The organism is uncultured Rikenella sp., from assembly GCF_910577125.1.
GTDB lineage: Bacteria > Bacteroidota > Bacteroidia > Bacteroidales > Rikenellaceae > Rikenella.
This window is the reverse complement of record NZ_CAJTMN010000058.1, coordinates 1-13,572: the sequence shown is the minus strand read 5'-3', so window position 1 is coordinate 13,572 and position 13,572 is coordinate 1. Positions and strand designations below refer to the sequence as shown.

The following is a 13,572-nucleotide window of genomic DNA, read 5'->3' as shown; positions in this document are numbered from 1 at the left end:
TTGTGAGTGCGACACGCACCGTTTATTCCGAGAGGCAACGCAACTGAAAACCGTAAGTGCGGGTGCCCGAGTAACCTGTGTAGAGACCCGGTGTGTCGAAGTACAAGAACAAACCGTTAGTACCGCTGACCGTGGACGACCAGCTGTAACCGTTGTTGCCGACGTTGCTCAGCGCGCCTGTACTGAGGGTGCGGAAGCCCGGGGCGGGGTCGAAGCCGACAGAAAAAGCAATATCAGTTAAGATAAGAAATATGTCCCCCATACTCGAATGCGTGCCCAACTTCAGCGAAGGGCGCGACCCGCAGATCATCCAAACCATCGTCCAGTCCGCCGGGAGTGTGCCCGGCGCCCATGTGCTGCACGTCGACAGCGGCGCCGCCGCCAACCGCACCGTCGTGACCTTCGCCGGAGCTCCTGAGGTTGTGGTCGAGGCCGCTTTCCGCGCCGTGCGCACCGCCGCCGAGCGGATCGATATGCGGAACCAGCACGGCGAGCATCCGCGTATCGGCGCCACCGACGTGCTGCCCCTGGTACCCGTGTGTGGGATCGATCTGGAGACCGTCGCCCGTCTCGCCCGGCAACTTGCCGAAAGGGTAGGGCAGGAGCTCGGAATCCCCGTCTACTGCTACGAAGCCGCTGCATCCTCGCCCGAGCGCAAAGGACTCGAAGCCTGCCGCCGTGGTCAGTACGAAGGATTGAGAGAAAAGATGTCCGACCCCTTGTGGAAACCCGATTACGGTCCACAGGAGTGGAGCGACGCCGTGGCACGCACCGGTGCCAGCGTCATCGGCGCTCGGGATTTTCTGGGAGCCGTCAATTTCAACCTCGCCCCCTCCGGCGCACCGGCGAAAGATGTCGCCGCCGCCAAAGCCATCGCCCGCGAGGTCCGGGCAGCCACCCGCGGCCCCTGGTCGCTACCCGGCGTGAAAGCCATCGGGTGGTGGATCGAAGAGTACGGCATGGCCCAAGTCTCCACCAACCTGACCGACATGCACGCCACCGGATTGAGCGCCGCCTATGATGCCGTCTCCGCCGCCGCCCGCCGGCACCGCGCCGCAGTGATCGGCACCGAAGTGATCGGCCTGCTGCCCGAATGGGTGCTGGCCGACGTCGACACGGAACGTCTGGGCCTCGACAGCCTCCGCCCCTTCGGCCGTCCTTTCGACCCCGACCGGAAGATCATCGAGCGCCTACTCCCGCACTAACGTCTCCCAGAGCAGATCCTTCAGTTCCCGGATATGCAGCCCCGCCACCGACGAGATAAAGAGATACGGCACCCCCCGCAACGCCTCCGCCCCCTCTATTTCCGCCCGGAGCCCCTCCGTCAGCTCCTCGTCCAGCATATCGCACTTCGTGACCGCCAGCAGCCGCCGTTTGTCCAGCATCTCCGGGTTGTACAGCCTCAACTCCTCCAGCAGAATCCCGTACTCCCCCACAATATCCTTCGCATCCGCCGGCACCATGAACAGCAGCACCGAATTGCGTTCGATATGGCGCAGGAACCGCGTCCCGATCCCCTTTCCCTCGTGCGCCCCTTCGATGATTCCCGGGATATCCGCCATCACGAACGAATGGCCGTCCCTCACCTCCACAATCCCCAGATTCGGCTCCAGCGTCGTGAACGCATAATCCGCGATTTTCGGCTTCGCCGCCGAGACCACCGACAGCAGCGTCGATTTCCCCGCATTCGGAAACCCCACCAGCCCCACATCCGCCAACACCTTCAGCTCCAGGATGAACCACCCCTCCTGCATCGGCTCTCCCGGCTGCGCATACCGCGGCGCCTGATTCGTTGCCGTCCGGAAGTGCCAGTTTCCCAGCCCCCCGCGTCCCCCTCGGACCAGAATCACCTCCTGTCCCTCCTCCGTCACTTCGGCCACCACCTCTCCCGTCTCCGCATCCTTCGCCACCGTCCCCAGCGGCACATCGAGCACGATATCCCGACCGTTCCGTCCGTGACTCTTCGCCCCATGTCCTCCCTCTCCGTTCTCCGCCATCTGGTGGCGTTGGTATTTGAGGTGGATCAGCGTCCAGTACTGGCTGTTTCCGCGCAGAATGACATGTCCGCCGCGTCCTCCGTCCCCTCCGTCCGGCCCGCCGAACTCGATGAACTTCTCGCGTCGGAAGTGGCTCGAACCCGGCCCTCCGTTGCCCGAGCGCGCGTAAATCTTGACATAATCGACGAAATTAGAGGAAGCCATAACTGCAAAAGATGTTTTCTTGATGAACGTACGACACGACAATCGCCGTGCCATAGCCGCAAGCAAAAATACACTTTTTCGGCGATTCGCCGCGAATCTTCCGGCGCGCCCCTTGCCTGAGTCGGAAAACTTCCCTATCTTTGCTCCCGATTTATCACCTGCCGATGTAGCTCAGTTGGCCAGAGCAGCTGATTTGTAATCAGCTGGTCGGGGGTTCGAATCCCTCCATCGGCTCCGCGTTTTGACGACTCGGGCGCTTTTCCCATTAGGGAAAAGCGCCCGAGTTTTTTCTCTTCAGCCGGCCTCTTATCGCTCTTTCCGTGCCACATAGCGGTACACCGCCTCCGACACCTCGGCAATGATCCGCTCCGTCTCCTCCGCCGACTCCTGCGAATCTCGGACAAACACCGCGATCGAATACTTCCGCCCGTCCGGCAGCTCCACGAACCCCACATCGTTTATTCCGATCCATTCTCCTTTCGCATTCCGATCGCTCGTCCCCGTTTTGTGACCGATCACCGCCCCAGTCCCCGCCAACGGCTTCGCCAGCCGGTTCCCGCCCGTTCCGCACCCGATCATCGTCCGGCGGATAAACTCCCCGTTCTCTTCCGGCAGGATTCGCCCCGTCGCCACCAGCTCCACCAGCCGCACCGCCGCCAGCGGCGACGTCCGATTCCGGTAGCACATCTCCGGATCGTCGTGCATCTCCTTTTCCGTCGCCCCGATGGCGAAATCCCCGATGCCCAGCGACCGGATATACCGATCCGTCTCCGTCGGCCCTCCCGCCCGGTCGAACAGGATGTCGCACGCATTGTTGTCGCTCAGTTGCAGCGTATAGGTCAGCAGCTCGCCCACCGACAGCTCGATTCCCCCCTCCGGGAAGCGATCCCGCAACGGGCTGTATGTGTCGGGCAGCAGCGCCTCGCGCCTGATCGGAATCCGCGTCGCGAGCGTCATCCCTTTCCGGTCGAGGTAGTGAGCCACCGCCACCGCCTGGTGCAGCTTGAAGACGCTCATCATCGGATACCCTCCGTCATCGTTGATCGCCACCGTGTCTTTCCCGTCGACCACGACCGCAATCCCGACCCGAGCCTGTTTGCCTGCAATCGCGTTTTTCAGCACCTCTTCCAGTTCCGCGCCTGTCGCCGTTCCTCCGAGCACCACGGCGGTGAAAAATAACCATATCCGTTTCATATCTTCTGTGTTTTGTTTTTTGAGCCGGACGGAACTGCCGCTTTTTGAAAAAAGCGGCACCAAAAACTTTTAGTTAGCTACGCTACTCCTTAGGCTCCGCAGTCCTCAGCCTTCGAGAATCTTTTGGGTCGGGGCAACGGCGCGCTTAATGAGAGCTAAACCCTATGCGCGCCGTTGCTCCCGGCCCAAAGAAGCATCCGAGAGCTGGGCCGCCGGCAGCTTTAGGATGCGAAGCATCCTCTAAAGTTTTTCTGGTTCTCTTTGTTCACAAAGAGAACAGTACCCTCCTGCACAATGAACGAAGCAGAGCAAATAGATTAGTTTGTTTTTTTGCCCCATCTGGGTTTGATACCGATGAAGACCTCGAAATTGATACCCGGCATCGGCCGCGCCAGCACCGAGAGATACTCCTCGTCGAATAGGTTTTTGATCGTCCCCTTGAGCGCGATCTCCGCCCATCTGAACGAGAGCGTCTTTCCGATCGAGACATTGTTCATGAAATAGTCCGGCAGCCTTCCCGTGAGCGTCACATCGTTGCTCGACATCGTGAACCGTTCGCTGTACCAGCACCACTGGTAAGCCAGCGACCATCCCCTCCAGTCCAGCCTTCCCGTCGCATTCGCCGCGAACTCCGGCACGTATGGGAGCTGTTTTCCGACCGACCTGTCCGCCGGCGACATCGGCTCCCCCTGGTTGATCGACGGCGTCCACGAGAACGACCCGTTCAGTTCCAGCCTCCATCCCTTCGCCAGCCAACCCTTCAGCTCCGCCTCCGCCTCCACCCCGTAGGCATGCACCCGGCGGATGTTTCTCGGCGAGAAGAACCCCTTGACCGTCGGCAGCCAGATGATCCAGTCCTCGATCCTCGAATCGAACCACGTCGCCGACCCCCCGAACCTCCAGCCGTCGTCTCTTCCGACCCCGAACGACAGCCCCGCATCGTACGTCCACCCCTTCTCCTTTCGCAGCTCCGGGTTTCCTCCCGGCATGAAATAGAGGTCGTTGAGCGTCGGGAACCTGAAATTCCTCGACACCGACGCCTTCGCCGTCACCCCTCCCCGTTCCGACACCACCCCCTCCACGAAGAGCGCCGGAATCGGCGGCGCCCACTCCCTTCCGCACATCTCTCCCCGCAGCGTCACCCCCATCCCGACCCGTTCCACCGGCCTCCACTTGACCGCCCCCACCCCCGATAACTCGATTCTCGCCCGGTCGTATCCCACCACCGCCCGGCCCCCCTCCAGCGTGATGATATTCTTGTCCTCGCTCTCCACCCAGTGCTGATACGCCGCCAGGTCGAGCGAGAACAGCCACTTTTTCCCGAGATAATATTCTCCCTTCGCCTCCCCGTAGAGCGTATTGATCCGGCTCCGTGCGCGCGTCATCGCCGCCATCGACCCGTTTCCCAGATCCCGCTCGTAGTCGTACGCCATCCACGTGTGAATATATCCCCCCCGTGCCGCGACCCGCCATCCCTCCCGCATCCGCTCCCACGACGCCACCCCCCGGAACGTCTGCTCCCGCTGCCGGTTCTCGAACTCCGTCTCGTCGCCGTACTCCGTCGTGAGCATCGGCAGCTCCCGGTTCGAATTCAGGTACCACGCATTCAGCCCCACCCGGTCTCCGTTCCCCGCCGTGTAGTACGCCTCCTGCAGCACATGTATGTCGCGATACGCCCCGCTCCGGTTCCGCTCCGTCGGGTAGTACTGCCCCACGATATTCATCTCCTCGTCATAGATATTCTCCTTTTTGTCCCGGTTCCGGTACTTGTAGTCGTTCGGCGACGTCGCGCAGACCACCCGCGTCGAGACCTGCCACCGCTTCGACCCGTACGTGAACCGCAGGAACTCATCGAACGTCCGGAACGACCCGATTCCCTGGATGTACTGCAGCCCGACTCCCTCGGTTTTTTCCGGTTTCGTAGCGAGCCTCACCGCTCCCCCCAGTCCCCCTCCGACCTCGTCGACCGACGCCGTACCGTGCAGCAGCGCCGCCTCGTCGATGAAAAAGGAGGGAATCATCGAGAAATCCGTCATCCCCAGCATCGGATTGCTGATCCTCATCCCGTTCCACGTCACTTGCGTATGCGACGGCGACGTCCCCCGGAACGCCACCGTCGAGAGCGTCGCCCGCCCGTAGCTTTTGACGAAGACCGACGAATGGAACGTCAGCACATCCGCCATCGAGAGCGCGATATTTCCCTTGAGCGCCGCACTGTCGAACCTCGTGCGCTGCACCCCGATCTCCTTCAGCGGCCGCCGTCCCGTCACCGTCACCTCCGCCGCCCTCAGCAGCCGCTCCTTCCCCCCGTCCGGTTCGTTTTGCGCCCCGGCCCTTCCGGCTGCACCGCCGATCAGCAGCGCCGCCAGCCCCATCGCCCACCTTTTCATCGCCCCCCTCCTTTCCCGTTCGTCGCCCAGCCGAAAGCCCCCGGCGTGATTCCTACGTAAAACCGGTCGATCAGCTCCCCGCCCGCCGAATAGCGGCAGATCATCCCCGGCTGCTGATAGTCGATCGCATCCGCGATATAGACATCGCTGCGCACCGGATCGACCGTCAGCCCGTAGTAGATCGTCCCCCCATCCTCCAGAAACGGCCGCTCCGGCAGCCCTTCCGCCGTCACCGGCATTCGCCACACATCCCCGTTGATCCAGTACAGCGTATCCCTCGTCCCGTTCAACTGCACCTCCGACCCCCTGTCGCCCGTCCGGAACCCGAACCTCCGTTCGATTCGGAATCCTTCCGGATCGATCCGGCAGAGCGCCGGTGCCTCATACCCGTAAGGACTCCCCGCCGTCCCCCCGTCCGTAATCGTCCACAACTTGCGGTGGCAGTCCAGAACCAGCGACGTCGGCTGAATCCCGACCTCCAGCTCGTCCACCACCTCGTCCGTCTCCGTATCGATCTTCAGAATCCGGTTCTGGTACGACCAGCAATTGACATAGACATACCTCCCGTCCTGCACCATCTGCTCCGTCGACCCCGTCTCCATCGTCATCCCCGGGCACTCGATATATCCCGTGATCTCGAACTTCCGGGGATTCACGATAAAGATGCGGTTGTCCCACAGCTGCGAAACATACGCCTTTTCATCGCCCAGGAAGTGGATATACCGCGGCGAAGTGAACCCCGTGATCCGTCCGATCTCCCGACACGTCCGCGTATCGATCGCGAAAACGACATGCGAATTGTTCACCACGATCCATCCCACCCCCTTCCTGACCACCATCGACTGCGCCACATCGCCCAGCTTCATGCCGTTCGCCCGGAAGAAGAGCTCGTTGCTCGCCGTCCGGGCGTTCGGGTCGTAATAGGACAGCGAGGCATTCCCGTACTGGAAATTTCCTTCGTTGAGGATGAATACCCCCCCCTCCGGCAGAGCGACCTCCTCCTCCGGCCCATAGTCCCACTCCATGCAGCCGCCCGTCAGAGAGGCCGCCGCCACGAGACCGATGATATATCCGATCGTCCGTTTCATTCCAGGTTGGATACCGTGCCGGCGATCGGCACCCGCGAAGACTTCGGAAAAACAGTCTGGAAAAACGGAAGAAAACAGAGCGGACATCCCGTCCCCCTCGTATGATCCGAGCCCGGCCGGAAAGCGACTCCCCCGTCCGGCTCCTCCGATCTCCACCCGAAAACCCGCAGGTGCAAATCTCCGAAAAACGTCGTTCCGGCAGGTCTTCTGACTCGTCCCCGTCCGCCGCGCCTTCCCGGCGACAGATGCGCCAGTGGCCAAGAGTGCGACAGACCGATTCACGGACTCACAGCAGCAGGTACTGTTCCGGATTTCCACCGGATTCCCTTTTCAGCCGCACCGCCCGATTGCGATCCGGCTACCCGCAACGACAAGAAACAAAAGTAAACAGCTTTCCCCACAAAACCAAACCCGTCTCACAACACGCCGGCCAGCACCAGCTGGAGTACATAGACCGCCGCCCCCGCCAGATATCCGATCAGCGCGATCAGCGAGATGTTTTTCAGATACCATCCGAAATTGATCCTCTCCATCCCCATCGCCACGACCCCCGCCGCCGAGCCGATGATCAGCATCGATCCTCCCACCCCCGCGCAATAGGCCAGGAACGTCCAGAACACCCCGTCCTGCACGAAATAGCTCAGATACGCCCCGTCCGCCGCCATCGCCGCCACCGTCTCCGGGTCGGCGATCGGATAGGTCGCCATCGCCCCCGCCACCAGCGGCACATTGTCGATCACCGACGAAAGCGCCCCGATCAGCAGGTCGATCAGATAGACATTGTGTATCCTCCCGTCGAGCCACTCCGACAGCCCGGCCAGCACCCCCGCCATCTGGAGCGCCGAGACCGCCAGCAGAATCCCGAGGAAAAAGAGAATCGTCGGCGTGTCGATCCTCCGCAGCACATCCGGAATCCTTCTCTTCGCCCCCTCCGGCATCCCCGATTTGTGCCTGTACATGACCTCCGTGTAAAACCACATGATTCCCAACGCCCCCAGAATCCCCATGAACGGCGGCAGATGCGTGATGCTCTTGAAGAACGGCACGAACAGCAGGCACCCCACTCCCAGCAGGAAGATCGACAACCGCTCCCGTTCCGAGATCGACGTCGCCCCGTCCACATGCGTGAAATAGTTCACCTCTCCGCCCCTCACCTGCACCGCCGCCAACCTTCTCGGCGCCGCCGGCGTCACCTCTCCTCCGATCCACCGCTGGGCGATCAGCGTCGGCACCGCGAACGCCACCGCGCACGGCACGAATAGATACGGCACCAATCCTCCCGTCGTCACATTCCCCCTCACCCACAGCATGATCGTCGTGACATCCCCGATCGGCGACCACGCTCCCCCGCAGTTTGCCGCGATGACGATGATTCCGGCAAACAACCACCTCTCCTTGTAATTCGCGATGAGCTTCCTCAGTAGCGCCAGCATGACGATCGTCGTGGTCAGGTTATCGAGCGTCGCCGACATGAAGAACGTGATCGTGCCGACAATCCAGAGCAGCCTCCGTTTTTTTCGCGTCGTGATCCGGTTCGTGATGATGTTGAATCCTCCGTGCACATCGATCAGCTCCACGATCGTCATGGCCCCGATCAGAAAGAAGAGGATTTCGGCAATATCTCCCACGCTTCCGATGATCTGCACCTGCTGTACATATCTCACCACCTGCTCGTGCAGAGGCAGCCGTCCGATCGTCGGATTTTCGCTGAGGAAGAACTCGAACCCCACCGTTCCCGGCACCACCTTCGGCGCGATCAGCATATAGAGCATCCACGTCGCCGTCGCCGTCATCAGAGCCGTCGCCGCCTTATTGATTTTCAACGGATGCTCCAGCGCGATGCACAAGTATCCGAAGAGGAATACGACAATTAAGAAAATCACCATCAGATCGTCAGAATTAAACACCTCGGCAAAAATAGTAAACGCCGGGCGAGGAAACGGGCAAAAATTCCGACAAATTGGTGAAAAAAGGTCCCAATACGCACAGTCTCGCCGCCGACCCGTAGGTGTGGAGCTCCTCCCTTGCGCGCGTTAAGTAAGTCCTGCGGAGCTGAGGCGCGCGAACAGAGAATAGTGCGAAGATTTGGGCCGACACAGCCGCAGCGAAACGAAGTTTCGCTGCAGCCGTGTCTGCCCCGTTTATTCCGAGAGGCAACGCAACAGAAAACCGCGGGCGCGGTCGATCGAGTTGCTGGTGTCGAGGTCCTGCGAATGGAAATTCAAGTATATGCCATAGAAGCTGGTCGTGCTGACCGTCGAAGACCAGTTGCAACCGCTGTTACCAACGAAGTATAGCACGCCCGAGCCTGCGAGGCGGTAGCCCGGGGCGGGGCCGCCGAATACTCCGTCAAACCTTTCGGAACCCGCAGGCCCTGTCCCGAAGAAATCTCGCACAGAGAGCCCCCGCATCGTCAAAAAAGCATAACTTTGTAATTTTGAACAGCTCTGCACCTTCGGAGACCCACGCCATGTCCGCATACCACGAACCCGTTTTGCTCCGCGAGAGCGTCGATCGACTCGATGTCCGTCCCGACGGCGTGTACGTCGACGTCACCTTCGGCGGCGGCGGCCACTCGCGCGAGATTCTGAGCCGCCTCGGCCGCCGCGGCCACCTTATTGCTTTCGACCAGGACAGCGACGCCTTGGAGAACGCCCCCGAAGATAAACGGATTACGTTGATTCATAACAACTTCCGTTTTCTCCACGGCTGCGTGCGTGCCGCCGGTTTCGAACACGTAGACGGGATCCTCGCCGACCTCGGCGTCTCCTCCCACCACTTCGACACCCCCGAACGCGGCTTCTCCTTTCGGTTCGACGGCCCCCTGGACATGCGGATGAACCGGCACAGCGGGACACCCACCGCCGCCGACCTCCTCAACACCAGCGACGTCGACCGGCTCGCCACCCTCTTCGGGCGGTACGGCGAACTCGACAAATGCTACCGCATCGCCACCGCCATCGTGCGGCACCGCGAGACAGCGGGGCCTTTCGCCGAGATCGGCGACCTGCTGCGCGCCACCGAGAGCGTCACCCCCCGCGGCAGCGAGTCCCGCTTCCGCGCCCGGCTCTTCCAGGCCCTGCGCATCGAAGTGAACGGCGAGATGCAAGCCCTGGAGATGATGCTCTCCCAAGCCATCCGGCTCCTGAAGCCCGGCGGCCGGCTCAGCGTCATCACCTACCACTCCCTCGAAGACCGCCTCACCAAGAACTTCATGCGGAGCGGCACCCCCGAAGGCATCGTCGTGCGCGACTTTTACGGCCAGAGCTCCACCCCCGTCGCCCCCGTCGGGAAAGTGATCCTCCCCGCCGCCGCCGAAATCGACCGCAACCCCCGTGCCCGGAGCGCCAAGCTGCGCGTCGCCGAGCGAACCGGACAACAAATCCGCGCCTGAAACCGTTTCCCAGCCAGACACCCTGGAATCACCCATGAGACGTCCCTCCCGATACACTGCCCCCGAGTTTTCCGACCGGAACTACCGTCCGGCCCGCGGCGTCATGCCCGACGACTGGCGCGAACCCGACAGCGAGCCCAGCCCCGAAGAGGAAGACAGCCCCGAAGAGCCCGTCGAAACCCCCGTTCGTGCTGGAGACGACAGCCGTCCTCGGCCCCGGAAGCGCACCGGCCTCCGCCTCGGTCAATTTTTCACCGGCAGCATCCTCTCCCGGGACGAATTTACCAGACGACTGCCCGTGATCGTCTATATCGTCTTTCTGATGCTCCTCTACATCGCCAACGGCTTCCATATTCAGCACAAACACAACGAACTGGATCGGATCACCGAAGAGCTCAAACACCTCAAGACCCGCGCCGTGACCTCCTCCGCCGTACGGATGACCCTCACCCGGCAGAGCGAGATCGAGCGCCTCCTGCGCGAGCACCGGATCCCCCTTCTTCTCGACCACACCTCTCCTCACACCATCGACGAATAGCCACCCGCCCTGTTCTACCCATGACCCTCCCCGTCCGCCAGACCACCGAGCCCGAAACCTCCGGGAATCCCCAGCGCAGCCCCATCAAAGAGGCCATCCTGCGGCGGGTCAAACTGCTCTATATCCTCTTCCTCTTCACCGGCCTCGCCGTCCTGATCCGCATCGTGTGGCTCCAGATCGGCTCCGGCAGCTCCACCCTCCGCGACCTCTCCAATAAATACAGCTACCGCACCGAAATCGTCGAAGGCGCCCGAGGCAACATCTACTCCGACGACGGCCGCCTGCTCGCTATCTCCATCCCCTATTACGAGCTCCGGATGGACATGGCCGCCGGCGGCCTCAGCGAAAAACGCTTCTTCGACAAAGTCGACTCCCTCAGCACCTGCCTCTCCGACTTCTTCGGCGACAAAACCCCCGAAGAGTACCACAAAGAGCTCGTCGAAGCCCAAGCCGCCCGGAAACGCTTCCACCTGATCACCCGCCGCAAAGTCAACTTCCTCGAACTCCAGACCATCCGCCAGTTTCCCCTCTTCCGCCTCGGCGCCAACCGCGGCGGCTTCATGGCCATCGAGAGCAACCGCCGCGTCAACCCCCACGGCGAACTCGCCCGCCGCACCCTCGGCTTCGTCAACCAGTGGGGCGTGAAACTCGGCATCGAAGGCGGCTTCGACAACTACCTCAAAGGCGAACCCGGCCAGATGCTCAAACAGAAGATCTCCGGCAACTTCTGGACCCCCATCGCCAGCGACCGCAACATCGACCCCATCGACGGCTACGACGTCGTCAGCACCCTCAATATCGAGATGCAGGACATGGTTCAGAGCGCCCTCCGCGAATGGATCGTCGAAGTCGAAGCCGACTGGGGCTGCGTCGCCGTCATGGAAGTCCAGACCGGCGACATCAAAGCCCTCTCGAACGTCACCCGGCGGTCGGACGGCACCCTCGTCGAAGACTACAACTACGTCATCGGGATGAGCATGGAACCCGGCTCCACCTTCAAGCTGGCCGGCCTGATCGCCCTGCTCGACGACGCCCACATGTCCCTCTCCACCCCCATCGAGACCGGCAACGGCGTCGAACAGATCGGCCCCGTTCGCGTCGTCGACTCCCACATCGGCGGCTTCGGACGCCTGACCCTCCAGCAAGTCTTCGAGAAATCCTCCAACATCGGCATGGCCAAGGCTGTGAACCGCGCCTACGGCAGCCAGCCCGCCAAATTCGTCAACGCCCTGAACCGCATCGGCATCCACAAACCCCTCGACCTCCAGCTCGCCGGCGAAGCCAAACCCCTCATCAAGCACCCCGCCATCCGGAACGGCTGGGACGGCACCACCCTGACCATGATGTCCTACGGCTACGCCCTGCGTCTCGCCCCGATCCACACCCTGACCCTCTTCAACGCCGTGGCGAACGACGGCGTGATGGTCAAACCGATGTTCGTCCGCGAGCTCCGGCAATACGACAAGACCGTCCTGCGCTTTCCGACCGACACCCTGAATCCCGCCATCTGCTCGAAGAGCACCCTGCGCGACGTTCAGCGCGCCATGGAAGGCGCCGTGACCAACGGCACCGGCCGTCTGCTTCTGAACCCGAAATACCGTGTCGCCGCCAAGACCGGTACCGCCCAGGTGGCCATCGGCCGCCACGGCTACGTGAGTCGCAGCGGCGGCCGCCACTACCTCGGTTCCATCGCCGGTTACCTGCCCGCCGACCGTCCGAAGTATTCGATCGTCGTCGCCCTGAAGACCTACCACTCCGAGAACTCCCAGAAGACCTACTACGGCGGTTCGCTGGCCGGCCCCCTGTTCAAGACCGTCGCCGACCGCGTATTTTCGATGCACTACAACGTGACCAACCGCGTCGTGACCCGTCCCCAGACCTTCGACCCGATGTTGAACGCCCTGTCCGGCTCTGCTTCCGCTTTGGACAGCCTTTTGCGGGAGCTTCGCGTGACCGGCACCCCCCGTTTACCCTACGAAGGCCGTGCCGCGATCGATAGCGGCGGTCGGGTCGTTGTTTCGCACCCCGTTTCAGCTACTTCCGACTCCGGCGTTCCCGACTTTCGGGGGCTGACCCTGATCGAAGCCCTGGAACGCGCCGAGAGCGTCGGTCTGAAACCGAAATTCGTCGGAATGGGCACCGTTCGTTCCCAGTCCTTGCCCTCCGGCACTCCCATTGAATCCGGCTCGGAGATAACCCTGACCTTGGATCGCCAATAATCTCGTGCGTTATTAATCCCGTGCGGATAAAGAACGGGGGTAGAGGCTGCCGATTCCGAGTGCCGGACCCGAGTAGTGAAGCGAGAGCACGTCGGCTTGTCGACGATGCCTCGCAAGCGCGAGGGAGACCGCAGGTCAACGCACCGCCCGCCCGGCGTAAGGGCAGTACCCTCCCGTAGGACAGACGCGCGCCGCCGCCTTAAAAGGGAAATCGTCAAAATGTGCTGGCACGTTTTGACTGGATTTCCCATGGCGTGCGTAGGGTAAAGGCTGCCTATTTCGGAGTGCCGGAAGGCACCGCGCGCCACGCCTAAGGAGGGTGATTCAACTGTTTCGGCGGTAAACCGAAACAGAATGAATCGCCCCGGCGCGCGAACGAAGAATTAGGCTGAGTTGAAAAGTGGAAATGCGCAAGCATTTCCCCGTCCACGGGACGTGGGGCCCGGCCGGCCTGAGGGCAGTTGAAGCTCGACAGTCGCCCGCCCGCGTAAATGGGCATATTCTGCCGATTGGCGGTGAGCCAATCCGGCAAGAATTGCCGCGGGCGA

General features: G+C 61.9%; 11 protein-coding genes, 1 tRNA gene and 1 riboswitch. Of the genes, 5 read left to right on the top strand and 7 right to left on the bottom strand.

The genetic code is table 11. The features are described 5' to 3' along the window. Positions 1-22: 22 nt before the first annotated feature. The gene (locus QZ292_RS07095; RefSeq protein ID WP_294599848.1) at positions 23-262 is read right to left on the bottom strand and encodes a hypothetical protein; all 240 of its coding nucleotides are present in this window, start codon (positions 260-262) and stop codon (positions 23-25) included. On the opposite strand from QZ292_RS07095, the gene ftcD reads away from it, so the two are divergent. Then, entirely contained in the window at positions 252-1,205 is a 954-nt protein-coding gene (ftcD, locus tag QZ292_RS07090) for a glutamate formimidoyltransferase (RefSeq protein ID WP_294599845.1), read from the top strand. The genes QZ292_RS07095 and ftcD overlap by 11 nt on opposite strands. Here ftcD and obgE read toward each other — a convergent pair. Further along, a complete protein-coding gene (gene obgE / locus QZ292_RS07085) occupies positions 1,191-2,201 on the bottom strand; it encodes a GTPase ObgE (protein WP_294599842.1) in 1,011 nt (336 codons plus the stop codon). The genes ftcD and obgE overlap by 15 nt on opposite strands. Positions 2,202-2,361: 160 nt before the next feature. Here obgE and QZ292_RS07080 point away from each other — a divergent pair. Further along, positions 2,362-2,435 (top strand) — tRNA-Thr (locus QZ292_RS07080). A 72-nt stretch (positions 2,436-2,507) separates the two neighbouring features. On the opposite strand, the gene bla is transcribed toward QZ292_RS07080, so the two are convergent. From bla to QZ292_RS07055, 5 genes are all read right to left on the bottom strand, one after another. After that, the gene (gene bla / locus QZ292_RS07075; RefSeq protein ID WP_294599839.1) at positions 2,508-3,395 is read right to left on the bottom strand and encodes a class A beta-lactamase, subclass A2; all 888 of its coding nucleotides are present in this window, start codon (positions 3,393-3,395) and stop codon (positions 2,508-2,510) included. A gap of 317 nt (positions 3,396-3,712) precedes the next feature. Then, on the bottom strand, positions 3,713-5,785 hold the full coding sequence (locus QZ292_RS07070) for a TonB-dependent receptor (protein WP_294599836.1): 2,073 nt from the start codon (positions 5,783-5,785) through the stop codon (positions 3,713-3,715). Next, positions 5,782-6,873, bottom strand: coding sequence for a DUF5074 domain-containing protein (locus QZ292_RS07065; RefSeq protein WP_294599833.1), 1,092 nt, complete (start codon positions 6,871-6,873; stop codon positions 5,782-5,784). The genes QZ292_RS07070 and QZ292_RS07065 overlap by 4 nt, the downstream gene beginning before the upstream one ends. Positions 6,874-7,052: 179 nt before the next feature. After that, a riboswitch (cobalamin riboswitch) is annotated at positions 7,053-7,254 on the bottom strand. A gap of 35 nt (positions 7,255-7,289) precedes the next feature. Beyond that, positions 7,290-8,759 (bottom strand): sodium:proton antiporter NhaD, encoded by a 1,470-nt coding sequence (gene nhaD, locus QZ292_RS07060; RefSeq protein WP_294599829.1) that lies wholly within the window; start codon positions 8,757-8,759, stop codon positions 7,290-7,292. A 255-nt stretch (positions 8,760-9,014) separates the two neighbouring features. After that, positions 9,015-9,173, bottom strand: a complete 159-nt coding sequence (locus QZ292_RS07055) for a hypothetical protein (protein WP_294599826.1) — start codon at positions 9,171-9,173, stop codon at positions 9,015-9,017. Between the two features lie 170 nt (positions 9,174-9,343). Between QZ292_RS07055 and rsmH the strand changes: the two genes are divergently transcribed. Genes rsmH through QZ292_RS07040 form a run of 3 tightly spaced genes read left to right on the top strand, consistent with a single transcriptional unit; the run spans position 9,344 to position 13,024 of the window. Beyond that, complete coding sequence (rsmH, locus tag QZ292_RS07050) at positions 9,344-10,267, top strand: 16S rRNA (cytosine(1402)-N(4))-methyltransferase RsmH (protein ID WP_294599852.1); 924 nt, start codon at positions 9,344-9,346, stop codon at positions 10,265-10,267. Between the two features lie 34 nt (positions 10,268-10,301). Continuing rightward, positions 10,302-10,805, top strand: a complete 504-nt coding sequence (locus QZ292_RS07045) for an FtsL-like putative cell division protein (RefSeq protein ID WP_294599823.1) — start codon at positions 10,302-10,304, stop codon at positions 10,803-10,805. Between the two features lie 20 nt (positions 10,806-10,825). Then, positions 10,826-13,024: a penicillin-binding protein gene (locus QZ292_RS07040; protein WP_294599820.1), complete on the top strand. Its 2,199-nt coding sequence runs from the start codon at positions 10,826-10,828 to the stop codon at positions 13,022-13,024. Positions 13,025-13,572: the final 548 nt, after the last annotated feature.